Raw genomic sequence first — 24,529 nt, 5'->3', positions numbered from 1 at the left:
GAAGTGATTCGCTGGCCTGGAAGCCTGATGCCCCTAGACTATCCCGCTCGTTCGAATCGCCTTCTGCGCCGCTGCCTGCCCTGGCTGGTGGCTGCCGTCCCACTGCTGGTGGCCTGGCCCGTGCTGCAGTGGCAGGCCAATGAAGCGCTGCATGCGCAGGCTCGGCTGTCGGCTACCGAAACGGTCATGCAGATCGAGCAGATGCTCGACGGCGTGGCGAGGGCCGCGCAGCAAGTACTGCTGCTGGCGGGCATGCCCTGCACCGAGGCCCAACTGCCGCTGCGCGAAGAGGTAACCCGTGGCCCGTTCGTACGCTCGGTCAACCTCGCCTATGATGGCAAGCTCTATTGCAGCTCGCTGTTCGGCCGCTTCAGCGAGCCGGTCAACGATTACGATTACACTGACGGCCGTCTCTGGTTGATGCCGGGCAATCTGGTCACCCCAGACCACCCGCTGCTGGTCTATCGCGAAGCCGTCGGGCCCAGAACCGCCCTGGCGGCCGTGGACGGCGAGCATCTGCAAGCGGCGCTGCGCCTGACCGGTTTTGACCATGCCCAAGTGCTGGAAGTCGGCAGCCATTGGCTGGACGCCCAAGGTCAGATCTATTCCACGCCCGCGCCCGACTTCGCCGAAGCCGCCGTCACCGTGCGCTCCGGCCATTACCCGCTGGCGGTGCACGCGGGGTTTGCCGGCGGCTCGATAGGGGCGCGGGCCCGGACGAGCTACCTGCATTTGCTCGGCCTGCTCGTGGTGTTGGGCGGCCTGGCTGGCCTGGTCTGCGCCTGGTTCCTGGACCGCCTGCACGCACCGCGTCGGGAGTTGCAGCGCGCCCTGGATGCCGAAGAATTCGAGGCGTTCTTCCAGCCAGTGGTCAATGGCTCGCACCTGCGTTGGGTCGGCGCCGAAGTGCTGATGCGCTGGCGCCACCCCCGTGCCGGCCTGGTGCCGCCTCAGCGGTTCATCCCCCTCGCCGAGCGCAGTGGCCTGATTGTGCCCATGACGCGCCTGATCATGCGCCAGGCCGCCCGCCAGCTGGCGGGGGCCGCCCGGCCTGACGCGCCCCTGCACATCGGCTTCAACATCACCGTCAAACACTGCGAAGAGCCGGGGCTGGTGGAGGATTGCCAAGCCTTCCTCGACGCCTTTCCCCAAGGGGCCGTGAAGTTGGTGCTGGAATTGACCGAACGTGAACTCATCCAGCCCGTGCCCAAGACGCAACGGCTGTTCGCCGACCTGCGCGCCCTGGGCGTGCTGATCGCCATCGATGACTTCGGCACGGGGCATTCCAGCCTGGGTTATCTGCAGGCGTTCAAGGTGGACATTCTCAAGATCGACCAGAGCTTCGTCACCGTCATCGGCGACGCGGCCTCGTCGGGGCACATTCTGGACAGCATTATCGAGCTGTCGGGCAAGCTGGGCTTGCAGATCATCGCTGAAGGCGTGGAGACCGCCGAACAGCGGGATTACCTGGTGGCGCGGGAAGTGGATTTTCTGCAGGGGTATCTGTTTGGCAAGCCGATCACGGCCGGAGCGTTCATTGAGGGGCTCTGCGGCAAAGACCGGGTGCCAGAGGTCGGGCGTTGATGGAATCGCAGGCAAAAAAAAGCCCGCGATGGGGAAAAGCGGGCGGTAAAACTGAAGGAGCGAGTGAAGAATACCCAGCAGCGCTTGAAAAATTCGTGATACGGATGTGATCTGCATTTCACATTCGCCATTTTCCATCGAGTGGCAAGGAATTTCAGGCAAAAAAAAGCCCGCGATGGGGGGGAGCGGGCTGTGTAACTTGAAGAAGCCAGGCAAGAGTATCCAGCGGAGGTTGAAAAATTCGTGATACGGATGTGAGTTGCATTTCACATTCGCGGTTTTTTGCCGTCATTCGAGGGTCTGCACCCTGACGAAGCCTTCCGCCTCGACCGGGGGCTCGAGCATTGCGTAGACGCTGCGCAGCGCGGCATCGAACACCACGATTCGTCGACCGAGCCTCTCGAGGTTTGCCGACACCGGCTCAATCAGAAGTTGTAGGTAACCCCCGTGGTAAACCCGATCCCGTCGCCCACATAGAAGTTGGCCGAATCCTGCCCTTTGAGGTCCAGCGAGTTCTTCGAGGCCGTCACGTAATGCTTGTCGGTGAGGTTCTTGCCATCGAAAAACACGTTCCACTTTTTGCTGAAAAGTAGGGGCGATGGCGATCGCCATGGGAAGGGGTCTTGTACGGTGTGGCAAGCGCGACTTCATCAGTGCTCCAGACAGTCCAGTGGGTCAAAACAAGGGACCCTCTATTGGCATAGTCAGGCGACGTCAGAGAAGTTGCACTTAGTGTGCCAGACAGCGCAGTCCCGGAGCGCGCTGGTTTCCGGGAGTGAGCGGGAAGTTTGTCTGTTGAAACCGGGAAGTTGTTGTCCGTCCGGTGTCGTCAGTGCAACAGTGATCGGGGTTATTCGGCGTTCGCGGGAGTGGCAATAGTGGTGGCACGGGTTTCAACAGCCAGGCGCTCTTCCTGGGTCAGGACACCGCGGTCCCAGAGTTCCATGGCGGCCGACAATACCCAGCCGTGAAAGAAGGCTTTGGACACATCGCGGGTTTCAGTGGCCATGGCTTCGAGGACGGCATCCAGCTGGAGCATTTTTCGGGCTTTGAGCGCTTCTGGGGTTTCGACGGTCATGGCGGGCCTTGGCGTGGGGGCAAAGGCGGGAAGTTTGCAGCGGCCGGCGGCCGGGGGCAAGTTCAAACGATGCTTCATTTCGCGCTACAAGGCCCCCCGCAACCCCTCAGCCGCCACCAGATCGGTAATCAACACATCCACAAACCCACCCTTCAACGCCCCGCGAATGGCCTGCACCTTGCGTTGCCCACCGGCCAATGCCAGCACCCGTTGCACGTCGTGCAGTTTGGGCAGGGCCATGGAAACCACGAATTCCTCATCCTCGTCCAGCACCGGCTGGCCGTTCTGGTCAAAGTAACGCAGGCAGATGTCGCCCACTGCGCCCCGTTCTGCCAGCACCTTGAGCATTTCCTCGGTGTAGTAGTTGCCGCTGTTGCGCAGCAGCTGCGACGGCTCCAGCTCGCCGATGCCGACAATGGCCAGGGTCACGCTGTCGAAACGTTCCAGCACCTCGCGCACCTCGTCCATCTGCATGATGCGGTCCTTGCTCTGCACCGATTGCTCGATGCTCTGGGACGGCAGCAGGTAGGCCGGGCAGTTGAGCAGGGTGGCCAGGCGCTGAGTCAGCAGGGTGGCCTCGAAAGCGCCCTTGTTGCCGACGCCGCCCAGCAATTGCACCACTTCGCGCGCCGCCTGGCGCCCGGACTGGGTGTGCAGGTGGCCGACCATGGCGCGGATGGTCGAGCTCCAGGAGGAAATGCCGATGCTGTCGTCACTGTTGAGGGTGGTTTCCAGGTAGTGCGCGGCGGCCGAGCCGATGGCCTGCTTGAGGCTTTCCTCGTCGTCGGGCACCGTGGCTTCCACCACGATGACCCGTCGCACGCCATAGCCTTGCTGCAGTTCGCGCTCCAGCTCCAGGTGCAGCCCTTGCGGGCGCATCACCGTGATCTTCACCACACCGTCCTGCAGGGCCCGCTGCAAGGCGCGGCTGATGAAGGATTGCGAGAGGTCGAGCTGAGCCGAGATCTGCGACTGTTTCAAGCCTTCCTCGTAGTAGAGGCTGGCGATCTTGGTGATCAGGCGCTGTTCTTCAATCTGGCTCATAACGCTCTCAGGGACGGTTGACGCGGGCGATGATAACAAACCCGAGTATTGGACCGCGTCACGACATGATCAATCCGCCATCGATATTGATCGCCTGACCGGTCAGGTACGCCGCATCGTCGCTGGCCAGAAATGCCACCAACCCGGCGACGTCTTCGGGCTTGCCGGCGCGCTTCATGGGGATGTTGCCGACCCATTCGGCCATCAGCTCGCCCTTGCCATAGGTTTTTTCCGGGGTGCTGAGGATCTGCCCCCAGACCCGGTCGTTGTAGTCCCACATCTCGCTTTCGATGATGCCGGGGCAGAAGGCGTTGACCGTGATGCCATGGCGCGCCAGTTCCAGCGACAGGCTTTGGGTGATGCCGATCACGCCCATCTTGCTGGCAGCGTAGTGAGGTGTGTAGATAAAGCCCTGGCGGCCCTGGCCCGAGGATGTGTTGATCAGCCGGCCGCTGCCCTGCTTGACCATGTACTTGGCCGCTTCCCGGCAGCACAGCCATACCGCCGTGGTGTTGACCTGCAGCACCTTGTCGAAGTCGCCCCGGGGCATGCTGTCGAAGTGGTCGATGGTGATGATACCGGCGTTCTGCACCGATACGTCGATACGGCCGAAGCGCTCGAACGCGGCCTTGTACATCTCTACCACCTGAGCTTCGTCGGTGACATCCACCGCCAGGGCCAGGGTCGGTGCGCCATGGGCCTGGGCAATTCGCGCAGCGGTGGCGGTGACCCGTTCCAGGTCGTTGGAAACCAGCACCACATTGGCCCCTTCGCGGGCAAAGCGCTCGGCGATACCGGCACCGATGCCACGGCAGGCGCCGGTAATGACTACGGTTTTTGCAGTAAATCTTTGCGACATGACACGCACTCCAGAAAAACAAGGCTTACCAGCAGACAAAACCACCGTCGACGATCAGGTCCACGCCGGTACAGAACGAAGCCGCCTGGCTGGCGAGAAAGATCGCCGGGCCGACGATTTCTTCCACCTGCGCCATGCGCCCCATGGGCGTGGTTTGCTCGAAGATCTTCACCTGGTCGGCCACTTCCGGCCGGGTGTTCATGGGGGTGGCGGTGTAGCCAGGGCTGATGCAGTTGACCCGCAGGCCTTTGTCGGCCCACTCCATGGCCAGGCTCTTGCTCAGGTGGATTACCCCGGCCTTGGAGGTGTTGTAGTGAGCCTGCAAGAGGCCTCGGTTGACGATACTGCCGGACATGGACGCGATGTTGACGATGGCGCCCTTGCCGCGTGGCAGCATCACCGCCGCTTGCGCCTGACAACTGAGGAAGATGCCGGTCAGGTTGATGTCGAGCATGGTCTGCCAGCGTTGCAGCTCCAGCGCTTCAGCGGCCTGAGCGTTGGCAATGCCGGCGCAGTTGACGGCCACCGTCAGCGGCCCGAGCTCGCTTTCACAGGCGGCCACGGCGCTGTCCAGGCTGGCCTTGTCGGTGACTGTGCCGCTGAGGGCCAGGGCACGCCTGCCCAGCGCCTGGATGCGTTCCACGGTCTGACCGATGCCGGCGCTGCCGGGCAGGTCGAAACAGGCTACATGGGCACCGGCCTGTGCCAGGCCCACGGCAATGGCCTGGCCGATGCCGCTGCCGGCACCCGTGACGAATGCGGTTTGTCCATCGAGACGAAAGAGTTGCATGGTGGTTTCCCGAAAGTGTTGTTGTCAGGTTTTTACGCCGTTGCCAATTCCATCACCGTCACCGGTGTCGCCACGCCGCGCTCCAGAATGCCCATCTGCCGGCCACGGCTCATGACCATCACCCGATGAGACAGGCCCAGCACTTCATCCAGATCCGAACTGACCACGATCACGGCCATGCCGGTGGCGGCCAGTTCCGCAATGACCTCGTAGATAGCGGCGCGGGCGCCCACGTCGATGCCGCGCGTCGGCTCGTCGAGAATGAACACCTTGGGATTGCGCGCCAGCCACTTGGCGATGATCACTTTCTGCTGATTGCCGCCGGACAAGTTCGACACCGCCTGCTCAGGCGCGCCCTTGACCCCCAGCCGCGACACCGCCTTGAGGGCGAACTCGCGCAGTCGTGCGGGCATGACCCAGCCCTGAGCGTCGATCAGGTCGGTGTTGCCGTAGGCCAGGTTGTCTTCGATGCGGTGGCTGACGATCACGCCCTGTTGCTTGCGGTCTTCGGGCACCAGCACCACCCCGGCCTGGATCGCCTGGTTGGGGTTGTTGAAATGGCGGTCCACGCCATCAAGCTGCAAGTGGCCCTGGATGTGTTCCGCCGCCCCGGCAATGGCCCGGACCAGCTCGGTGCGCCCGGCACCCACCACCCCGGCAATGCCGAAGACTTCCCCGGCACGCACGCTGAAATCGATGTCGTGCAGGCCGAATTCGCGGCAGGTCAGGTCCTTGACCCGCATCACCACGCGATTGGCCGGTTCACTCAAGGCGGGGAAGATCCGCTCCAGGCTGCGGCCGACCATTTCCTCCACCAGCTGGCGCACCGGCAGTTGCGCCGTCGAGTGCACGGAGATCTGCCGGCCGTCGCGCAGCACCAACACCCGGTCGGCGACCCGGGCGATTTCTTCGAGGCGGTGACTGATGTAAATAAAGGACACGCCTTCGGCCTTCAGGCGTTCGACCTGCTTGAACAGCAGTTCGGTTTCTTCGCCGCCCAGGGCTGCCGTCGGTTCATCGAGAATCAACAACCGCGCCTTGAGGGTCAGGGCCTTGGCGATTTCCACCAGTTGCTGAGCCGCCACGCTCAACCCCGCGACCTTGCGCGAGGCGGGCACATTGAGGCCCAGACGCTTGAGCTGCTTGTCGGCCTGGGCCTCGATGTACTCGCGGTCGACCCGACCATTGCGCATGGGCAGGCGGCCGACGAACATGTTTTCGGCGATGGACAGTTCCGGCAGCAGGCGGATCTCCTGGTGGATCAGGCCGATCCCGGCGTCCAGTGCCGCACCTGGCGTGGCCGGGGCATAAGGCTGCCCCAACCAGGTCATGCTGCCGCCCGCGTCCGGCGGCACCACGCCGGCAATGATCGACGACAGGGTCGATTTGCCCGCGCCGTTTTCCCCTAGCAGGGCCAGCACTTCACCGGCCTTGATGTCGGCGTTGATGCCCGCCAGCACCTGGACGCCGCCGTAGTTCTTGCCGATATTGCGCAGGCTCAGGGCGACTTCCTGGCTGTCCGGGAGGGGGGCATTAGCAGTCAGTGCGTGCATGGTCGTCACCGTCCGGCTCAAGGGTGCTGTTTGATGAAGGGGTCGACGTTGTCTTTAGTGGTCAGCACGGCCGGGAGCAGTTGCTCCTTGGGCACACTCTTGCCGGCCTTGAAGTCGATGGCCGAGTCCACCGCCAGGCGGCCCATGGCCTGGGTCTGCTGGGTCATGGTGGCTTGCAGCACGTCACTGGCCACCGCCTTGAGGGCGGCGACGTCGCCGTCGAAGCCGACCACGGTCACCGGATGGTCGAGGTTGCCGACCTTGACTGCCTGGGCGGCGCCCAGGGCCATGGCGTCGGCACGGCCGAAGAACACGGTGATGTTGGGGTCACGCTGGAGCATGTCCTGGGCCACGGCAAAGCCCTTGTCCTGCGCCCATTCGGCCGGTTGCTGAGCCACCACCTTCAGGTCGGGGAAGGCTTTGAGGCCTTCGTCGAAACCCTTGGCGCGATCGTTCTCCGGGGTAGTGCCGATCTGCCCTTGCAGGATCGCCACGCGGCCCTTGCCCTGAGTCACCTTGCCGACGTATTCGGCCAGCGCCTTGGCGCCGGCCACGCTGTCGCTGGCAATAAAGGTATCGCCCGGCGCGTCGGGGGCGTTGCGGTCCACTGCGATCACCGGAATGCCGGCGGCCTTGGCAGCCTTGACCGGTACCCCGGCGGCGGTGGCGCCAGCCGGGATATAGATGAGCACGTCGATCTGGCGGGTGATCAGGTCTTCGATCTGGCTGACCTGGGTCGAAGAGTTGCCTTGGGCGTCCACCGTGATGATTTTCACGCCCTTGGCCTTGCCCTCGGCTTCCACCGACTGCTTGATCTGGTTGAAAAAGTCAGCCTGCAGGTTGGCCACGGCCAGGCCGATGGTCAGGTCCTTGGCAAAGGCCTGGCCAGCGGTGAGGGACGCGGCAGCGAGGGCGGCGACGAGCAACAGTTTGCGGGGCTTGAACATGGCAAATGACTCCTGATTATTATTTTGGTTTTACGGCAGGGCTTGCAGTTGAAGGGTATTAGCCGCGGCTGCCGTTCCGGCGCCGCAGGGTGTCGAGGGTCACGGCCAGGGCGATCACCACCCCGATCACCACCTGTTGAATGAACGGCGAAACCCCCAGCAGGTTGAGGCCGTTGCGCAGCACGCCGATGATCAGCACGCCCACCAGGGTCCCGCCGACACCGCCGACGCCACCGCTCAGGCTGGCGCCGCCGATCACCACGGCGGCGATGGCGTCCAGTTCCATGGTCAGGCCGGCACTGGGCTGGGACGAGTCCAGTCGTGCGGCCAGGGTCACCGCCGCGATACCCGCCAGGGCGCCGCTCAGGGCATAGACCCAGAGGGTGATCTTGCGCACCTTGATCCCCGACAGCCGCGCCACTTCGGCGCTGCCGCCAATGGCGTAGAGGTTGCGCCCGCCGGCCCGGTAGCGCAGGTAGACCCAGCTGCCTGCGGCGAGCAGAAGAAACAGGCCGACGGTGGCGGATAGAAATCCGAAGTGCCGCACCGTGGCCAAAGAAGTGAACCAGTCCGGAAAGCCGACAATCTGCCGGCCCTCGGTGAGGATATTGGCCAGGCCCCGGGCCACCGACATCATGGTCAGGGTGGCAATGAACGCCGGCAGCCGGGCATAGGAGATCAGCAGCCCGGACACCAGCCCGGCCAGCATGCCGGTGCCGATGGCCAGGGGAATGGCGAAGCCCAACGGCACGCCGACGTCCTGATACAGCCAGCCGAGCATCATCATCGAGAAGGCCAGCACCGAGCCGACCGAGAGGTCGATGCCGCCGATCACGATCACCGCCGTCATGCCCAGGGCGAGGATGCCCAATACGGTGACCTGGTCGAGGATGTTCAGGCCGTTACGGACCGAGAAGAAATATTCGGAGCTGAAGGAAAAGACCAGCACCAGCAGGGCCAGACCGATCAGCGGGCCGCCGATGTTGTTGGGAAGCAGTTTGACCAGGCGCGAACGGCTGGTGGTTTTGCTGTCGGTGGGCTGGGCGCCGGAATGAGGTGCCGAAACGTTGCCGTCCACTGTGTGTTCTCCTGATTTGTTTTTGTTGGAGTACGTCGCTGTGCAGTGCTTCAGGCGCCTTGAATAAATATGCGCACCTGATTTTTAATTCAGGTTCGGCTCGTCTCGACACATTGTCAAGCAATTTAATATCCCCAAGGGGCTATTGACCGCTGGATAAAAACGGCGTCTAAATATAAATATATTTGCAGTGGTGAATAAATATTCAAACGGTTTAGCCAATAAAGCGATCCTGCTGTCACCCCCACGAGGCAGCCCACGAGGGACAATCCATGAATGCTTTCCAGTACGACGCGACACAGATCCGCGAGAAAGCCCGGCTGATTCGCCGGCACATCATCAGCCTCAACGCCAACTCCCCGGCCGGCGGCCACACCGGTGCCGACCTCTCGGAAGCGGATATTCTCGCCACCCTGTACTTCCGCATCCTCGACGTGGCGCCCGAGCGCATGCAGGACCCGCAGCGTGATATCTACATACAGAGCAAGGGCCATGGTGTGGGCGGCCTGTACTGCACCTTGGCAGAGGCGGGCTACATCCCGCTGGAGTGGCTGCCCACCTATCAGCATTTCAACTCGCACCTGCCGGGCCATCCGGTGCGGCAGAAAACCCCGGGCATCGAGCTCAACACCGGCGCCCTGGGCCATGGCCTGCCGGTAGCCGTGGGCATTGCCCTGGCGGCGAAGATGTCCGGTAGCCAGCGGCGGGTCTATGTGCTCACCGGCGACGGTGAACTGGCCGAGGGCTCCAACTGGGAGGCGGCCATGTGTGCGGCGAAATACAAGCTGGATAACCTGTTCGTGATCGTTGACAAGAACAAGCTGCAACTGGCCGGCCTGACCGCCGAGATCATGCCGCTGGACCCGCTGGACGTGAAATGGGCCGCGTTCGGCTTCGGCGTCAGCGAATGCGACGGCAACGACCCGGCGCAGTTGATTGAGCAACTGGAAGCCATGCAGGGCCGCAGCGGCGCGCCACAGGTGCTGATCGCCCATACCATCAAAGGCAAGGGCGTGTCCTTTATAGAAGCACGCCCCGAGTGGCACCACCGGGTGCCCAAGGGCGACGAAGTCACTGCTGCGCTGGAGGAACTGAGCCATGTCTGATGCCGAGCATTTTGCCACTGTGATGGTCGAGGCGTTCATGGCTGCCGTGGACGGCGGTCTCGATCTGGTCCCCGTGGTCAGCGACTCCACTTCCACCGCGAAGATCAGCCCCTTCGTCAAACGCTTCCCCGAGCGCCTGGTCAACGTCGGCATTGCCGAGCAGTCGCTGGTGGGTGTTGCTGCAGGCCTGGCCCTGGGTGGCAAGGTGGCGGCCACCTGCAATGCCGCGCCGTTCCTGATTTCCCGGGCCAACGAGCAGATCAAGGTGGACGTCTGCTACAACCAGGCCAACGTCAAGATGTTCGGCCTCAACGCCGGCGCCAGCTACGGCCCGTTGGCCAGCACCCATCACAGCATCGACGACATCTCGGTGATGCGCGGCTTTGGCAACGTGCAGATCTTTGCCCCGGCCGACCCGCTGGAGTGCCGGCAGATTGCCGATTACGCCTTGCACCATGTCGGCCCGGTGTACATCCGCCTCGACGGCAAACCGTTGCCCGCGCTGCATGCCGACGACTACCAATTCGTGCCCGGCCAGGTCGATGTCTTGCGTCGCGGTGCGGACCTGAGCATTGTGGCGCTGGGTTCGGTGGTGCACGAAGCGGTCGCAGCCGCAGATTTGCTGGCCGAGCAGGGCATCGAGGCTCAGGTGCTGAATCTTTCGTCCATACGCCCCTTGAACCGCGCAGCCTTGTTGGAGGCCCTGAGTGGCAAGGGTGGGGTAGTGACTGTGGAAGAACACAACATCAATGGTGGCGTCGGCAGCGTGGTGGCCGAGGTCATGGCCGAAGCGGGACTGGGTATGGCCCTGATCCGCCTGGGCATTGCCGATGGCGAATACGCGGCGGCGGGCGGGCGCGAGGAAACCCGGGCACTGCACGGCATCGATGCGGCCGGCATCGCTGCCGCCGCTGTGCGCCTGCGTTGAGGACCTGATCATGAGCTACACCACCCCTTTGATCCTGGCCATCGACGAAGGCACCAGCAACGCCAAGGCGGTGTTGGTCAACGAGCGCGGCCAAGTGGTCGCGCGGGCCTCTCGGGCGTTGAGCGTCACCCATCCGCAAGTGGGCTTTTCCGAGCAGGACCCGGAGCAGATCTGGGCCGGCACCCTGGCCAGCATCGAGGAATGCTTGAGCCAGGTGCTTCAGCCCATCGACGCCGTGGCCATCAGCAATCAGCGCGAATCGGTGCTGGCCTGGAGCCGCGCCACGGGCGAGGCATTGGGGCCGCTGGTCAGTTGGCAGTGCAGGCGTTCGCAGCCGTTGTGTGCGCTACTGCATGAGCAGGGGCATGAAGCGCGGGTGCTGGCCAAGACCGGTTTGACCCTGGACCCGATGTTCTCTGCCGGCAAACTGCGCTGGCTGCTGGACCACCTGCCGGACGGCCACGCCCGCGCCGAAGCCGGAGAAATCTGCCTGGGCACGGTGGACAGCTGGCTGCTGTGGAAACTCAGCGGCGGCCAGGTATTCGCTACCGACCATTCCAACGCCGCCCGCACCCAGCTCTACAACCTGCACACCGGCGACTGGGATGCCGAGCTGCTGGACCTGTTCGGCATTCCACGGCGGGCGCTGGCGAAGATCCAGCCCAGCGCCGGTTTCTTTGCCGAAACCATCGCCATCGGCCAATTGCCGGCGGGTATACCGGTGCTGTCGATGATCGGTGATTCCCATGGTGCGCTGTACGGACAGGGCGGTTTCGCCCCCGGCCTGGTAAAGGCCACGCTGGGCACCGGCTCCTCGTTGATGACGCCGACCCCGGCGGCCATCGCTTCGGCTCACGGGCTGTCGACGACCCTGGCCTGGCATGACGGCCAGGCGCCGACCTATGCCCTGGAGGGCAACATTGTCCATACCGGCGCGGCGGTGCAGTGGGCAGCGGGGGTGTTGGCCGGCGAGTCGCTGGACGAGCTCGCCGATCAAGCGGCGACCTTGCCGGACAACGGCGGCGTGTACTTCGTGCCGGCGCTTTCGGGACTCGGCGCACCCCATTGGCAAGCCGAGGCCCGAGGCCTGATCTGCGGCCTGACCGAGGCCAGCTCCCGCGCCCATATCCTGCGTGCGTCGCTGGAATCCATCGGCTACCAGATCCGCGACGTGTTCCAGGCCATGGAGCAGGACGCGGGTCAGCCGCTCAAGGAAATCTGGGTCGACGGCGGCGCCACGCGCAACCGTTGGCTGATGCAGTTTCTCGCTGACCTGCTGCAACGCCCGGTAGTGCGCAGCTTGTCGCCGGAAGTCTCGGCGCTGGGAGCGGCGCATTTGGCCGGCAGGGCTCTGGGTATCTGGGCTGACGAGAAGGTGTTGCACGGGCTGGAACGGCCACGGGAACGCTTTGAACCGGGCGCGGCACTCGACAACCAGTACGCACAATGGCAACAGGCGTTGCGTCGCGCGGTGTTGTAATCCCTCCCTGTCCTCCCGGAGTGCAGTGTGACAAAACCTGCTGTATCTTTTGCGGCGTTTGCCGGATACTATCCGGCAAACGCCGCTAGAACGGGAGGTGAATCATGTTTGCAGAGGTGCTCCGCGAACCGGCCTATAACGCCTATCGAGTCCGACTCCAGGCTCTGCTGGATATCCCGGCCAACGCTTCCGACCAGCAAGTCCATGATTTCATCGAAGCAGGGTTTCCCGCGATTCGAGTCAAGGCGCTCTGCGACCAAGGCACGTTGAGCCCACTCGAGAGAGATCAGATCATTCCCTTGAAAACCTTGAAGTCGCGCATTGAACGAGGGCAGGCCCTGACCGTGGATGAAAGCGATCGGCTGTTCCGCTCGGCGCATATCTCGGCCATGGCCGACGTGCTCTTCGGCAATCAGGAGAAAGCCCGACGCTGGCTGAGCAAACCCAAGGACCGATTCGAAGGCAAGACGCCTGTCGCCATGCTGTCCACTATTCAGGGCACCCGCCAGGTCGAAGAGATGCTGCTACAACTGGCAGAGGGGTTCGCGTTTTGATTTTTTGGCGGATCAGCGCTTTTGCTGATTTGACCGGGCGTGGCGGATTTCTGGTGAGCGGGCGCTGGCACACAGCCGGTAAACCGGTGGTCTACCTCGCCAGTACGCCTGCGGGGGCGATGCTCGAAATTCTGGTGCACCTGGAGGTGGATCAGGAAGATCTGCCCGACACACTTCAACTGCTCAAGATCGCGCTGCCCGATTCGGTGTCTGTCGCCGAACCGCTCGCACTCGAGGCTGGGTGGCAGTCTGATATTCAGGAAACGAAGGGACTTGGCGATGGTTTTTTAAGGGCAGGCACCGCGCTGCTCTTGCCAGTGCCCAGCGCGATCATGCCGCACACTGAAAACTACCTGTTCAATCCCATGCATCCTGATTCGGCGACCGCCGTGATCACGCCCGAGGTATTTTCTCTTGATCATCGCTTGCTCAAGCGCTGACAGTAGGTAAGGTCTATAAGACTGATAATAACCTTATGACTTAATGCTATTTGTTCATTATAACGCTGCCCCCTAGGGTAGGCGCACCCCATCAGACGGTGCTCCACCCATGACACAGCAATTGCATTTGGCCCTTTATCTCGAGGCCGGCACCCATCAGGGCGGCTGGCGTCACCCGGACTCGGCCGCCAGCGGCGGTATCGACTGGCGGCTATACAAGAAGATCGCCCGGCGCGCCGAAGCCGCCTGCCTCGACATGCTTTTCGTCGCCGACAAGCTGTCCATCGATGACAACTACGGCGGCCATTTCGCCCACACCGTGAAATATCGCCCGGTGGCCCGCCCCGAACCGCTGACCCTGCTGGCGGCCCTGGCGGCGGTGACCGAACATATCGGCATCGGCGGCACGGTATCCTCGTCTTATTCGGCGCCCTACACTGCGGCGCGCATGCTGGCCAACATCGACCATATCAGCGGTGGGCGTGCGGCCTGGAATGTGGTCACTTCGGTCAGCGACGGCGAGGCGCGCAATCATGGCCGCAGCGAGCACTTCGCCCATGGCGAACGCTACGAGCGCGCCGAAGAATTCATCGACGTGGTGCAAAAGCTCTGGGACAGTTGGGGCGACGATGCGCTGGTCAAGGATGTGGAAAACGGTCTCTACGCCGACCCCAGCCGGTTCCACTACGTGGATCACCATGGCGAGCACTTCGATGTACGTGGCCCGATCAACATTCCGCGTCCGCCCCAAGGTCAGCCGGTGCTGATCCAGGCCGGTGTCTCCGAAGCCTTCATCGACCTGGCGGCGCAGAACGCCGAAGTGGTCTTCGTCGTTCAGGCCAATCTAGAGCGCGCGCGGGATTTCTACCGCCTGATCAAGGCCAAGGCCCAGGCCTTCGGCCGTGACCCGGATTCGATCAAGGTGCTGCCGGGAATAGTCCCGGTAGTGGGCGTGGACGCGCGTGATGCGCTGGAGAAAGATGCCCTGCTCAAGGCCTTGATCCGCCCCGAAGCCGGTTTGAGCTTCATGTCCGCGAGCATGAATTTTGACCTCGCCCAGTACCCTCAAGATGCCTTGTTACCCGACATCAGCGAGCAGATCACCGGCAGCAAGGGGCGCTTTCAATACGTGATCAAGCAAGCGGTGGAGCGGGGCATGACGGTGGGCGAGGTGGGCAAGTGGTACGCCGAAAGCCTGTCGTTCTTCTCGCCAGTGGGCTCGCCTGAGCAGGTGGCCGAGCAGTTGCTGGAATGGTACCGGGCCGAGGCTTGCGACGGTTTCGTGATTCTGCCGCCGTATCTGGAGGAGGATGAAGACCTGTTCCTGAGCCAGGTGGTGCCCAGGTTGCAGGACGCGGGGGTGTTTCGGCGCGAGTACCCGGGGGCCACCTTGCGCGAGACCCTGGGCTTGCAGCGGCCGCCGAGTCGGTTCAGGTGAGGCTGTGCGGGCCCCGCCCGGCTGCCGGGAATAAAAAAAGCCCGGCCATCACTGGCCGGGCTTTTCATTCAACACCTGCAGATCAGTTCGAAGCGCTGGCCGAGCCCAATTGGGCTGGCAGGCTCAGATCCTTGCGGGTCTTGGCCACGTCTTCCACCTTCACGGCGGGGGCGGCGTTGCCCCAGCTGTTGCGGATGTAGGTCAGCACCGACGCCACCTGCTGGTCCGACAACTTCCAGGCAAAGCTCGGCATGGCGCCACTGGTGGGGTTGTCGTGGGTGACCGCGCCGCGGCCGCCGTTGAGCACGGTGGTCATCAGGCTCTGGGCGTTGACCGCTTGCACGGCCGGGTTGTTGCCCAGGCCCGCGGCCAGTTGGTTGATGCCCTTGCCGTCACTGTTGTGGCAGGCCGAGCAGTTGGCCGAATACACGTTGGCCCCTTGCTTCATGGTCTGCTCGGTGGCGGTCAGCGGTTGCGGCTTGGTCGCGCTGGAACCCGGTACGCTTTGCAGGTACGCGGCGATGGCCTGAAGGTCCTCGTCGGTCATGTGCTGCGTCGAGTTGGTCACCGCTTCAGCCATCGGCCCGGACGCCACGGCAATGTCGTTGCTGCCGGTCTTCAGGTACTGAACGATCTGCTCAGGGGTCCAGCCACCCACACCCACATAGCGGTTGTTAGTGATTTCCGGCGCATGCCAGCCGGCCAGGTCGCCGCCTTGCAAGAACGCACCGCCCTTGTCGCCACCCAGGAAGTTCTTCGGCGTGTGGCACGCGGCGCAGTGGCCGAGGCCTTGCACCAGATAGGCACCCCGGTTGATCTGGGCAGTGGCGCTGGCCACCGGCACGAACGGGGTCTTGTCAAAGAACAGCAGGTTCCAGCCCATCATCATCAGACGGATGTTGAAGGGGAAGGGCAGCTGGTTGGAGTCGACCTTGTTGTCCACTGCCGGCACGGTCTGCATGTACGTCCAGAGGTCGTGCATGTCGGCGTCGCTGACTTTCACGTAGTCGTTGTACGGCATCGCCGGGTACAGGTTTTCACCTTCGCGGCCCTTGCCTTGACGCACGGCGCGGGTGAACTCGGCCTCGGTCCAGGCACCGATTCCGGTGGTCTTGTCCGAGGTGATGTTGCTCGCCAGCAGCTTGCCGAACGGCGTCTGCAGGGCGTAGCCACCGGCGAATGGCTTGCCTTGATGCGGGTCGGTGTGGCACGCCGCACAGTCGCCAGCGATGGCGATGTAGCGGCCGCGAGCCACGGCCGGGTCTTCCGGTTGTGCGCCCGGTTGCGCCGTCACGCCGGTGCTGCTGCCGGTGGCCTGGCCGCCCGGGGCGACCGCGTTGGCCGCCCAGGTGCTGCCAGCGGTCAGCAGCAGTGCCGCCATGGCGCTGCCGAGGACGGTATGAGCAAAGGTTTTACGGCTGATCATGCGGGGATCTCCACCAGCGGGCCACGTTTGCTCAGGTAGGTTTCGAGGATGGCCTTGGCCGTCCACAGGCTCAATGCGCCAATCGTCGACGTCGGGTTGTAGCCGCCGTTGTTGGGGAACGACGAAGCGCCGAGGACGAAGACGTTGTGCACGTCCCAGCTCTGCTGGTAACGGTTGAGTACGCTGGTCTTCGGGTCGGTGCCCATGACCGCGCCACCGATGGTGTGGTCAGACGCCGGCAGGTACGGGCCGTACTTGATCGCCGCCGAGTCGAAGCCATTGACGATTTCCGCGCCCATGGCCTTGCCGATTTCCACGGCACGGTCTTCGGTGAACTTGGCCATGCGCCGGTCGTTCTCGTTGTAGTCGAACGTGACGCGGATCAATGGGTCGCCGTGGGCGTCCTTGTACTCTGGGTCCAGGTCCAGATAGCTCTCGTCGCAGGAGTAGCTGGTGCCCTGGTTGAAGATGAAGGTGCCGTTCTGGAAGGCGTGGGTGTAAGCCTTCTTCCAGTCGCTGCCCCAGCGCGGAGTGCCGGGCGGCAAGGTGTCGGCGTTGCCGATCGGACGTGCACCACGGGCCACCACGAGGATGCCGGCGCCGCCAATGAAGCCTTTGCCGGTATGGTCGAAGTTGTCGCCGTTGTAGTCGTCCACCTGCACGGAGAGCGCACCGGCACCAATGTACTGGTTCAGTTGCTCGTCCTTGAAGAACAGGTTGGCGCCCGACACGGTCTGGAAGCAGTAAGCACGGCCGACCACGCCTTCGCGAGTTTCCGGGTTGTACGGCTTGCCGATCTTGGAGAGCAGCAACAGACGCACGTTCTGCATCTGGAAGGCCGAGAAGATGACGATGTCAGCCGGCTGTTCCCATTCTTTCTGGTTGCGGTCCAGGTAGGTCACGCCGGTGGCGGTCTTGCCGTCTTCGGCCAGGTTGGCGCGCAATACGGCCGACTCGGTGAGCACGGTGAAGTTGCTGCGCTGCATCAGCGCCGGTACGACACAGGCGTTGGGGCTGGACTTGGAGAAGTTGCCGCAGCCGTAGTACAGGCAGTAACCGCAGTAGGTGCAAGGGCCCATGCGCACGCCCAGCGGGTTGGTGTAAGCCTGGGAGGCCTGCCCGGCGGGCACCATGAACGGGTGCAGGCCCAGCTTGTTGCTGCCTTCGGTGAACAGGTCGGTCAGGCGCGTGGTGGCCAGCGGTGGCAGCGGGAACTCGCTCTTGCGGCTGCCTTCGAAGATGTTGCCGCCTTCGATTTTCTTGCCGTTGAGCACGCCGGCCTTGCCCGATACGCCGGCTATTTTTTCAAACCGCTCGTAGTGCGGTTCAAGGTCGTCGTAGCTCACGCCCCAGTCCTGCACGATCAGGCCGTCGACCAGTTGCTGCTTGCCGTAGCGCTTGACGGTGTAGCTGTAGGGTTCGAAGTCGAACGGCAGGAAACGCCAGGCCATGCCGGCCCAGTGCGTACCCGAACCGCCGACATTGTTGCCCAGCTCGTTCAGGCTCCAGTCGCGGGTTGGCAGCGCTGTCTGGGTGCGGTTATTGCGAAACGTGGTGGTTTCGATGGCCGGCGGCAACAGCATGGCACGGCGGGCGTCCCAGCGCAGTTCGTCGGTGTCGACCGAAGGCGGGAAGTCGGTGGAAGTCTCGACCCATGGGCCGCGTTCGATTGCGACCACATTGAGCCCCGCACGGGTCAGCTCTTCTGCGATCAATGAACCGCACCATCCGAGGCCGACGATCACTGCGTCAGCTTTGGGGCGTACATTCGCCATGAACAATTACCTCAATAATACTTCGTCAATCACGGGGTGATGGCAGGTGTCGGCAAGCCGCACTGCTCTCATCAAAAAGGGGCGGGGTGAAGCGTCAGAGGCTGTTATCCACCAGGCTGGTCGGAATGATCTGCAGCTTCTGGCCTTTCTTGCCGATCAGGTCGCGGAAGTCATAACGCGCGCCGGGGAAGCCGATCATTTTCCAGCTGGCCATGCCCTTGTTGCCGCCATAAATGGGGTCGGCCAGGAAGCCTTCGCGGATGTTGCCCAGGATCTGTTCGAACAGTTCCTTGGTCTCGACGTCTGCGCCCAGCGCCAGTTCGCCGCTTTCCATGCTGCGCAGCAGGCTGTCCTGCTGGGTACCGTCCAGCTGGGCAAACCCTTTGGAGAAGGCTTTCTGGCAGTGTGCATCGAGGGCTGCCAGGCCGCCGCGCCAGCGGGTGGCCGGGGTCAGGGGCGATTGAGTGCCTTGCTCAGGGGTGCCTTTGACAAAGCGGCCCAGGCGGTACAGGGTGGCGCCCTTGCCGTAGTCGCCGGCCAGCTGACGGTCGACGAAGGTGGCGCAACCGGCTTCCTTGCCGCCGATGCTGAGGTCGTCCGCCGGAATCAGGCGGTCGGCAATGGCGCCAGCGACGTCGAATTCGGCCTGGGTGAAAAACGCCAGGCCGCCTTGACGTGGCGTGGCCAAGGCAGGGGTGTTGGCCTTGCCCGGTTCCCAGGGCTGACCACCGCTGACCACGTCCGCACGCGCGGCGGCGGCGGGTAACGTGGAGGCGGCTGCCAGCGCTAACGCCGATGAAAGGAAATCTCTGCGCTGCATGATTGATCCCGTGTGAGATGGAGGTAAGTGGGTTCGACAGGCTGCCTGGCAGCCTCCTGCTTACGCTCTACATCTAGTTTTGCGGGGGAGGCGCGACGGCGAAGACTGTCCTTGGCGGGCGAGTCTAGGGGTGCGACATATCACCTCGCCACTAAAGATTTGACGTGTTTACGTCAAGCTCGTTAGCGGGCTAAGGGATTGTGGCTGAACCGGTAAAGCTGTGTTGCGGACAGCGCTCAAATACCGCTTGGAAGGCCCAGAAACACGAGGGCAAAGGCCACTCCCATGCTTGCTTTCAGCCACTGCGGTCGGTAGGTCAAGGTGACACTGACCGCCGCGCCGAGCGTGGCGAGCAGGCAAAACCATTGCACCCAGACCACGGCCGTCGGGGCCTGGCTTACACAGCCGATCAGCGAGGCGGCGAGTGCCAGCAGCCCTGCGCAACGCAACGGTCCCGGGGCCAGTCGCAAGCCGGCGGGAAAGACCTGACGGCGGTGCCGGTCCATGGACAGGCACAGCATGCCAAGGGCCGTATATTGCAACGCCGCCCAGGTCATCAACACGTCGTTCGGGCCTTGTTACGGATCGCTCGGGGCGGTGCCGATTGGCGCCGCCGCAAGTGCCAGAGCCCGCTGGCAAACAGGACGCCGAGCAGCGCCATGGTCAGGTTGAAGCCACTGGCCAGGGCCCGGCTCGCAGCGGGGTCACTGAACACACCGGGCCGGGTCAGGGTGTCCAGCAGCGGCAGCGCCAGGAACCCGAGGGCACACAGCGCCGTCAGCTCCTTCCACATTTGCCCCATGGCTCGACACTGGCCGTACAGTGCCGCCACCAGCCACACGCCGAAGAAAGCGTTGACCTCCAGCCCGTCGCGTCCCGGTGCATCGGCGGGAATCAGCCGGTTGGCCCAGAAGTACCCGGCCATGGCCAGCGGCAGGCCCAGCATCACCCCGGCATTGAGCCCTTCAAGGCGCCGATGCAGCCAGGCCCAAGTGCCGGTACGACGTTTGATCACCCAGAGCTGCATGCCGGTGGCAATCATCAGACACCCCCCCAGGCCACTGAAAAACAGCAGCCCGCGCAGCAACGGGTCGGCGAAATGCGCCATGTGCAACCCGTACAGCAGGCTGTACACCTTTCGCGCGGGGCCTGAAGGCGCGGCCTCTTCGATCAGCGTCGCGTCGGCGGCATCGACCGTCAGACGCCGAGGGCGTGAAGACAGCTGATCGTCGGTGTCGCGGACCAGTTGCAGGCGTGCGTTCGCGGTGCCCGGCGACGCCAGTTCGAGGCGCTGCAGGTGCCCGCTGCCCCATTGCTGGCGCGCCTGTTCCACCAGCATGGCAGCGCTGGCCATGGGCGCGCTCGCCCCGCTGCGCGGTGGCGGCGCAACATAGTCGAGGGTGTCGCGATAGAGCGCTGCGCTGTCATCGCGGTACAGCGCATCGCTGGCGGCCGGGAAGTAGAGGAACATCAAGGTCACCAGCCCGGTGTAGGTGATCAGCAGGTGAAAGGGCAACGCCAGCACGCTCAAGCTGTTGTGGGCGTCCAGCCAGGAGCGCTGGCCCTTGCCCGGGCGCAGGGTAAAGAAGTCCTTGAAAATACGACGATGAATGATCACTCCGCTGATGATCGCCATGAACATGATCATCGCCGCCACGCCGACGATCCAGCGCCCGATGAGGGGCGGCAGGTTGAGCTGGAAATGGAAGGCGTAGAAAAAATCACCGCCCTGTGTCGGCCTTGCGCTCAGGGCCTGACCCTGGACGGGGTCCAGCAGGGCGCTGTCGAAACGCCCGTCGCCTTGCCACGCCACCTGAGTCACAGGGAGCCGTTCACTGGGCAGATCGATCTGCCAGCCATCGGCGGTCGGGGCGTTGACGTGCAACCAGCGCAGCGCACCGTCCACTGCCTGTACCTCGCTGACGGGGCCGCTGGCGCGGATTTCCGGGTGCATCCAGGTGGTGATCTCGCTGCGGTAGTAGGTGGCGGTGCCGCTGATGAAAATCGTCAGCAACAGCCAGCTCACCACCAGCCCGGCCCAGGTGTGCAGCCAGGCCATGCTTTGCCCAAAGCCCTCTCTCACAGGCCGGCTCCATGCCGCACGAACAGCAGGATGGCTGCCGGGATCAGCACCCCCAGCCAGGCGAGCCAGGCCGTGCGCGCGGCGAACACCCAGATCACCAGCAAGGCGAGCCCTACAAAAGCGGGCAAGGTCGCCGCCAATACCGCTTCGCCGCGGGCCAGCCCCAGCCCGCTGGCCAAGGCGCTGACGCACAGCGTGGTCACGCCGTAGCCGCCGAGGGTAGCGGCCAGCAGTCGCGACAGCACCCCCAGGCGGTAAGCCAGTGGCAGCGGTGGTTTGGCAGGTTTGGCCATGGCAGTTTCGGATCGTCCGGCGACAAAGGGTGCAAACCGGCGAAATTAATGTAAATGACTCTTGTTTACAACCAAAACTGTTACTGTTTTTTACCCGATCGGTCAGGCGGTCACCGCCGCCCGCTGAATCCGGTTGACACTCATGACCACGGCAAGCAGGGTCGCACAGGCTGCCACCCACAACGTCAGGTGCATGGCCTGGGCATCCTGGGCCGCCGTTAGCGACGTCGCCGCCCCCGTGGCGAACCACGACAGGATGATGCCCACCAGGGCCGCGCCGAAGCACTGACCGAAGGTGCGCACCACGGCCAATACCCCGGAGGCGTTACCGCTGCGTTCACGGGAAACGTTGCCCAGCAGTTCACGGTTGTTCGGACTCTGAAACAGGCCGAAGCCGACACCGCAGAGCAGCTCGCGCCAGGCGATGTCCCACATCGGCGGTTGTGCGGGCAACAGTGCCAGCGCGGCCAGGCCCAGGGTCAACAGCACCAGTCCGGCCGTGGACAGCATCGCCGGCGGGTAACGGTCGGCCAGTTTGCCGGCCTGGGGCGCGGCGAGGACGATGCCGATAGGCCAGGCGGTAAACAACATGGCGGCGGCAAACACGCTGTAGCCATAGGCGTTCTGGAACAGGAACGGCAGGCAGATGACGGCGATGCCCTGGCCGACGAAGGACGCCAGCGAGGTCAGCGCCGCCAGGGAAAAACGCCGTGACGCGAACAGGTCCAGCGGCAACAGTGGCTGGCGCGCGTTCCCTTGGCGCCAGATGAACGCGGCGGCGGCGGCCAGGGCCAGCAGGCCGTAACCGGCGGCACTCAGCCGTGCGCTGATGGTGCTCAGGTCGGCGCAGGCGTCGGTGGCCAGGATCAAGGCACCCATGGCCACGGCCGACAGCACGGCACCGGGAATGTCGAAGGGCTCGCCGGTGCGCACCGGTTTCTGCGGAATCGCCCGCCAGGCCAGCACCAGTGACAGCAGCCCCAGCGGCACGTTGATCGCAAACAGCCATTCCCAGCTCAGGGCGGTCAGCAACAGACCGCCTACGGTAGGCCCCACCGCCGTGCTCAGCGCCACCAGCAAGGCGTTGAGGCCGAGAATGCGCCCCAGCAGGCGCGTGGGGAAGACCAGCCGGTACACCGCCGGGCCGATGCTCAGAATCGCCGCCGCGCCGACGCCTTGCAACGCCCGCATCAGGGTCAGCACCCCCAGCGAGGAAGACAGCGCACAGCCCAGCGAGGCCAAGGTAAACACCGCCAGACCGGCGGTGTACTGCACCCGAAAGCCCACCCTCGAGGCCAGCGCGGCAAACGCCACCAGGGTCATGGCGGCGGCCAGCAGGAAGCCGTTGACCACCCAGATCGTGGCGGCGGCGGGCGAGTGCAGGGCGCGGGCAATGGAAGGAAGGGCAACGTTGATAATGGTGCCGTCGAGCACCGACATGGCCGTTGCGGTCATCACCGCAATCATCGCCAGCCGCCGCTCGGCACCGGGCAGGCCATCGTCGTCTGGCCTGTCTGCGAATAATTCCATGAAAGCGCGGTCCTCTACTGCCTGGGGGAGGTGAGGGCATTGTAGGGGGTTATGGGGGTTGTGTGTGGGGGGATGTGTCTGGGGTGGGGCGTGGGGCGCATGCACAGGGCTCTGATGCCATGACAAACACCTCAGCACCCCCCCCTCTCAAGTAATCGCGCCAATCTGCCAAGGCACAAACTCATTCTGCCCATACCCGTGCTGTTCACTCTTGCTCCGTTCCCCCGAAGCAATCCGCAGCATCATCGCGAAAATATAAGCCCCGCGCTCCTCGATGGTGGTCGACCCATCGGCAATCCCGCCGCAGTTCACGTCCATGTCCTCCTCCTGATGCTCGAACAGCCGCTGGTTGGTCGCCAGCTTGATCGACGGTGACGGCGCGCACCCATAGGCTGAGCCGCGGCCGGTGGTGAAGGCGATCAGGTTGGCGCCGCCGGCGACCTGACCGGTGGCGGAGATCGGGTCGTAGCCGGGCGTGTCCATGAACACCAGGCCGTGGGCGCTGACGTGTTCGGCGTACTCGTAGACGTCCACCAGGTTGGTGGAGCCGGCCTTGGCCACAGCGCCGAGGGATTTTTCCAGGATGGTGGTCAGGCCGCCGGCCTTGTTGCCGGCCGAGGGGTTGTTGTTGAGTTCGGCGTTCATGCGCTTGCAGTAGTCTTCCCACCAGTGGATACGCGCGATGAGTTTTTCGCCCACCGCCTGGCTCACCGCCCGGCGGGTCAGCAGGTGTTCGGCGCCATAGATTTCCGGGGTTTCCGAGAGGATCGCCGTGCCGCCGGCCGCCACCACGCGGTCCACGGCGTTGCCCAGCGCCGGGTTGGCGGTGATCCCGGAATAACCGTCCGAGCCGCCGCATTGCAGGCCAACCACCAGGTGGCGGGCGCTGACTGGTTCGCGCTGCACCTGGTTGGCCTGGGCCAGCAGGGATTTGACCTGGGCGATGCCACTGGCGATGGTTTTCGAGGTGCCGCCGGTGCCCTGGATGGTGAACGCCCGCAGCTGATCATTTTTCGTCAGGTTCTGCGCCTTGAGCAGGTCGTCGATCTGGTTGGTTTCGCAGCCCAGGCCGATCATCAGCACCGCATGGAAGTTGGGGTGGATTGCGTAGCCGCCCAGGGTGCGCTGCAACATGGCCAAGGCTTCGCCCCGCGGGTCCACCGCGCAGCCGAACCCGTGGGTCAGGGCCACCACGCCGTCGACGTTGGCATAGGGCGCGAGGGCTTCGGGGTGAATGTCCCGGCGAAAGTAGTCGGCAATCGCTCGGGCCACCGTGGCCGAGCAGTTCACCGAGGTGAGAATGCCGATGTAGTTGCGCGTGGCCACGCGGCCATCGGCGCGCACGATGCCCTGGAAGGTGGCTTCGGTCTTTGGCCATTCCCGGGCGTCGACGCCGAAGGCGTAATCCCGGGAAAAGTCACCCATCTCGACGTTGTGCACGTGCACATGCTCGCCCGGCGCAATGGGCTGCGAGGCAAAGCCGATGATCTGCCCGTATCGGCGCAACGGCTCGCCCTGGGCGATGGCGCGGGTGGCCACCTTGTGCCCGGCCGGAATCGGCTGGCACACGGTGAGGCGTTCGGCTTCGATGACCAGGCCTTCGGTCAGCGGCTGGCGAGCGATCAGCACATCGTCCAGTACGTTGAGGCGAATCACGGCGGCGGCGATGCTCTGGGCAGCGCCTGTTTTCATGATCAGTTCCATCACGGTCGTCCTGTCTTTT

23 protein-coding genes are annotated in these 24,529 nt (G+C 63.9%); 7 read left to right on the top strand and 16 right to left on the bottom strand.

Features of this window, described 5'->3' with window-relative positions; translation table 11 throughout:
- Nucleotides 1–27: 27 nt before the first annotated feature.
- Nucleotides 28–1,584 carry an EAL domain-containing protein gene (locus HB675_RS03795; RefSeq protein ID WP_213875831.1) on the top strand — a complete coding sequence of 519 codons (1,557 nt, stop codon included), beginning with the start codon at nt 28–30 and terminating at the stop codon, nt 1,582–1,584.
- A gap of 425 nt (nt 1,585–2,009) precedes the next feature.
- Here the strand turns inward: HB675_RS03795 and HB675_RS03790 are convergent, their stop codons facing one another.
- The 8 genes from HB675_RS03790 to HB675_RS03755 all read right to left on the bottom strand — a co-directional run bounded on the left by HB675_RS03790 (nt 2,010) and on the right by HB675_RS03755 (nt 8,861).
- Complete coding sequence (locus HB675_RS03790) at nt 2,010–2,153, bottom strand: hypothetical protein (protein ID WP_213875829.1); 144 nt, start codon at nt 2,151–2,153, stop codon at nt 2,010–2,012.
- Between the two features lie 281 nt (nt 2,154–2,434).
- Nucleotides 2,435–2,662: a hypothetical protein gene (locus tag HB675_RS03785; protein ID WP_213875827.1), complete on the bottom strand. Its 228-nt coding sequence runs from the start codon at nt 2,660–2,662 to the stop codon at nt 2,435–2,437.
- An 84-nt stretch (nt 2,663–2,746) separates the two neighbouring features.
- Nucleotides 2,747–3,706, bottom strand: a complete 960-nt coding sequence (locus HB675_RS03780; RefSeq protein ID WP_213875825.1) for a sugar-binding transcriptional regulator — start codon at nt 3,704–3,706, stop codon at nt 2,747–2,749.
- Between the two features lie 58 nt (nt 3,707–3,764).
- Nucleotides 3,765–4,565: an SDR family oxidoreductase gene (locus tag HB675_RS03775; RefSeq protein ID WP_213875823.1), complete on the bottom strand. Its 801-nt coding sequence runs from the start codon at nt 4,563–4,565 to the stop codon at nt 3,765–3,767.
- A 25-nt stretch (nt 4,566–4,590) separates the two neighbouring features.
- Complete coding sequence (locus tag HB675_RS03770) at nt 4,591–5,355, bottom strand: SDR family oxidoreductase (RefSeq protein WP_213875821.1); 765 nt, start codon at nt 5,353–5,355, stop codon at nt 4,591–4,593.
- Between the two features lie 32 nt (nt 5,356–5,387).
- Entirely contained in the window at nt 5,388–6,908 is a 1,521-nt protein-coding gene (locus HB675_RS03765) for a sugar ABC transporter ATP-binding protein (RefSeq protein WP_213875819.1), read from the bottom strand.
- A gap of 17 nt (nt 6,909–6,925) precedes the next feature.
- Nucleotides 6,926–7,855 (bottom strand): sugar ABC transporter substrate-binding protein, encoded by a 930-nt coding sequence (locus HB675_RS03760; RefSeq protein ID WP_213875817.1) that lies wholly within the window; start codon nt 7,853–7,855, stop codon nt 6,926–6,928.
- 58 nt (nt 7,856–7,913) lie between these two features.
- Nucleotides 7,914–8,861: an ABC transporter permease gene (locus HB675_RS03755; RefSeq protein WP_218626428.1), complete on the bottom strand. Its 948-nt coding sequence runs from the start codon at nt 8,859–8,861 to the stop codon at nt 7,914–7,916.
- Nucleotides 8,862–9,205: 344 nt separating this feature from the next.
- Here HB675_RS03755 and HB675_RS03750 point away from each other — a divergent pair, with 344 nt between their 5' ends.
- The 6 genes from HB675_RS03750 to HB675_RS03725 all read left to right on the top strand — a co-directional run bounded on the left by HB675_RS03750 (nt 9,206) and on the right by HB675_RS03725 (nt 14,879).
- Nucleotides 9,206–10,039: a transketolase gene (locus HB675_RS03750; RefSeq protein ID WP_213875813.1), complete on the top strand. Its 834-nt coding sequence runs from the start codon at nt 9,206–9,208 to the stop codon at nt 10,037–10,039.
- Nucleotides 10,032–10,967: a transketolase C-terminal domain-containing protein gene (locus HB675_RS03745; RefSeq protein WP_213875811.1), complete on the top strand. Its 936-nt coding sequence runs from the start codon at nt 10,032–10,034 to the stop codon at nt 10,965–10,967. The genes HB675_RS03750 and HB675_RS03745 overlap by 8 nt, the downstream gene beginning before the upstream one ends.
- A gap of 10 nt (nt 10,968–10,977) precedes the next feature.
- Nucleotides 10,978–12,447 (top strand): FGGY-family carbohydrate kinase, encoded by a 1,470-nt coding sequence (locus HB675_RS03740; RefSeq protein ID WP_213875809.1) that lies wholly within the window; start codon nt 10,978–10,980, stop codon nt 12,445–12,447.
- Nucleotides 12,448–12,551: 104 nt separating this feature from the next.
- Nucleotides 12,552–13,001 carry an antitoxin Xre/MbcA/ParS toxin-binding domain-containing protein gene (locus HB675_RS03735; RefSeq protein ID WP_213875807.1) on the top strand — a complete coding sequence of 150 codons (450 nt, stop codon included), beginning with the start codon at nt 12,552–12,554 and terminating at the stop codon, nt 12,999–13,001.
- Nucleotides 12,998–13,441, top strand: coding sequence for an RES family NAD+ phosphorylase (locus HB675_RS03730; protein ID WP_213875806.1), 444 nt, complete (start codon nt 12,998–13,000; stop codon nt 13,439–13,441). Before HB675_RS03735 ends, HB675_RS03730 begins: the two co-directional genes overlap by 4 nt.
- A 109-nt stretch (nt 13,442–13,550) precedes the next feature.
- On the top strand, nt 13,551–14,879 hold the full coding sequence (locus HB675_RS03725; RefSeq protein WP_213875804.1) for an LLM class flavin-dependent oxidoreductase: 1,329 nt from the start codon (nt 13,551–13,553) through the stop codon (nt 14,877–14,879).
- A gap of 82 nt (nt 14,880–14,961) precedes the next feature.
- Here HB675_RS03725 and HB675_RS03720 read toward each other — a convergent pair whose 3' ends face one another.
- The 8 genes from HB675_RS03720 to HB675_RS03685 all read right to left on the bottom strand — a co-directional run bounded on the left by HB675_RS03720 (nt 14,962) and on the right by HB675_RS03685 (nt 24,510).
- Nucleotides 14,962–16,305 (bottom strand): c-type cytochrome, encoded by a 1,344-nt coding sequence (locus tag HB675_RS03720; RefSeq protein WP_256737462.1) that lies wholly within the window; start codon nt 16,303–16,305, stop codon nt 14,962–14,964.
- Nucleotides 16,302–18,080 (bottom strand): GMC family oxidoreductase, encoded by a 1,779-nt coding sequence (locus HB675_RS03715; RefSeq protein WP_213875802.1) that lies wholly within the window; start codon nt 18,078–18,080, stop codon nt 16,302–16,304. The genes HB675_RS03720 and HB675_RS03715 overlap by 4 nt, the downstream gene beginning before the upstream one ends.
- A 94-nt stretch (nt 18,081–18,174) precedes the next feature.
- On the bottom strand, nt 18,175–18,900 hold the full coding sequence (locus HB675_RS03710) for a gluconate 2-dehydrogenase subunit 3 family protein (protein WP_213875800.1): 726 nt from the start codon (nt 18,898–18,900) through the stop codon (nt 18,175–18,177).
- A 236-nt stretch (nt 18,901–19,136) separates the two neighbouring features.
- Nucleotides 19,137–19,457 (bottom strand): DUF3325 domain-containing protein, encoded by a 321-nt coding sequence (locus HB675_RS03705; protein ID WP_256737472.1) that lies wholly within the window; start codon nt 19,455–19,457, stop codon nt 19,137–19,139.
- A complete protein-coding gene (locus tag HB675_RS03700) occupies nt 19,457–20,983 on the bottom strand; it encodes a PepSY-associated TM helix domain-containing protein (protein WP_213875796.1) in 1,527 nt (508 codons plus the stop codon). Before HB675_RS03700 ends, HB675_RS03705 begins: the two co-directional genes overlap by 1 nt.
- On the bottom strand, nt 20,980–21,276 hold the full coding sequence (locus HB675_RS03695; protein WP_213875794.1) for a DUF3649 domain-containing protein: 297 nt from the start codon (nt 21,274–21,276) through the stop codon (nt 20,980–20,982). Before HB675_RS03695 ends, HB675_RS03700 begins: the two co-directional genes overlap by 4 nt.
- Nucleotides 21,277–21,378: 102 nt before the next feature.
- Nucleotides 21,379–22,806 carry an MFS transporter gene (locus HB675_RS03690; RefSeq protein ID WP_213875792.1) on the bottom strand — a complete coding sequence of 476 codons (1,428 nt, stop codon included), beginning with the start codon at nt 22,804–22,806 and terminating at the stop codon, nt 21,379–21,381.
- 147 nt (nt 22,807–22,953) lie between these two features.
- Complete coding sequence (locus HB675_RS03685) at nt 22,954–24,510, bottom strand: altronate dehydratase family protein (protein WP_213875790.1); 1,557 nt, start codon at nt 24,508–24,510, stop codon at nt 22,954–22,956.
- Nucleotides 24,511–24,529 lie beyond the last annotated feature (19 nt).

Source organism: Pseudomonas sp. dw_358, assembly GCF_018449655.1.
GTDB lineage: Bacteria > Pseudomonadota > Gammaproteobacteria > Pseudomonadales > Pseudomonadaceae > Aquipseudomonas.
Note: the sequence above shows the minus strand (reverse complement) of the source record. Positions and strands in the feature narration are given on the sequence as shown.

Bases quoted from the DNA above. Each gene is read 5' to 3' on its own strand.
- HB675_RS03760 (WP_213875817.1), bottom strand. From the start codon at position 7,855: ATGTTCAAGCCCCGCAAACTGTTGCTCGTCGCCGCCCTCGCTGCCGCG.
- HB675_RS03785 (WP_213875827.1), bottom strand. From the start codon at position 2,662: ATGACCGTCGAAACCCCAGAAGCGCTCAAAGCCCGAAAAATGCTCCAG.
- HB675_RS03735 (WP_213875807.1), top strand. From the start codon at position 12,552: ATGTTTGCAGAGGTGCTCCGCGAACCGGCCTATAACGCCTATCGAGTC.
- HB675_RS03780 (WP_213875825.1), bottom strand. From the start codon at position 3,706: ATGAGCCAGATTGAAGAACAGCGCCTGATCACCAAGATCGCCAGCCTC.
- HB675_RS03695 (WP_213875794.1), bottom strand. From the start codon at position 21,276: ATGGCCAAACCTGCCAAACCACCGCTGCCACTGGCTTACCGCCTGGGG.
- HB675_RS03705 (WP_256737472.1), bottom strand. From the start codon at position 19,457: ATGACCTGGGCGGCGTTGCAATATACGGCCCTTGGCATGCTGTGCCTG.
- HB675_RS03720 (WP_256737462.1), bottom strand. From the start codon at position 16,305: ATGATCAGCCGTAAAACCTTTGCTCATACCGTCCTCGGCAGCGCCATG.
- HB675_RS03715 (WP_213875802.1), bottom strand. From the start codon at position 18,080: ATGGCGAATGTACGCCCCAAAGCTGACGCAGTGATCGTCGGCCTCGGA.
- HB675_RS03745 (WP_213875811.1), top strand. From the start codon at position 10,032: ATGTCTGATGCCGAGCATTTTGCCACTGTGATGGTCGAGGCGTTCATG.
- HB675_RS03795 (WP_213875831.1), top strand. From the start codon at position 28: ATGCCCCTAGACTATCCCGCTCGTTCGAATCGCCTTCTGCGCCGCTGC.
- HB675_RS03770 (WP_213875821.1), bottom strand. From the start codon at position 5,355: ATGCAACTCTTTCGTCTCGATGGACAAACCGCATTCGTCACGGGTGCC.
- HB675_RS03740 (WP_213875809.1), top strand. From the start codon at position 10,978: ATGAGCTACACCACCCCTTTGATCCTGGCCATCGACGAAGGCACCAGC.
- HB675_RS03710 (WP_213875800.1), bottom strand. From the start codon at position 18,900: ATGCAGCGCAGAGATTTCCTTTCATCGGCGTTAGCGCTGGCAGCCGCC.
- HB675_RS03685 (WP_213875790.1), bottom strand. From the start codon at position 24,510: ATGGAACTGATCATGAAAACAGGCGCTGCCCAGAGCATCGCCGCCGCC.
- HB675_RS03765 (WP_213875819.1), bottom strand. From the start codon at position 6,908: ATGCACGCACTGACTGCTAATGCCCCCCTCCCGGACAGCCAGGAAGTC.
- HB675_RS03750 (WP_213875813.1), top strand. From the start codon at position 9,206: ATGAATGCTTTCCAGTACGACGCGACACAGATCCGCGAGAAAGCCCGG.
- HB675_RS03690 (WP_213875792.1), bottom strand. From the start codon at position 22,806: ATGGAATTATTCGCAGACAGGCCAGACGACGATGGCCTGCCCGGTGCC.
- HB675_RS03725 (WP_213875804.1), top strand. From the start codon at position 13,551: ATGACACAGCAATTGCATTTGGCCCTTTATCTCGAGGCCGGCACCCAT.
- HB675_RS03775 (WP_213875823.1), bottom strand. From the start codon at position 4,565: ATGTCGCAAAGATTTACTGCAAAAACCGTAGTCATTACCGGCGCCTGC.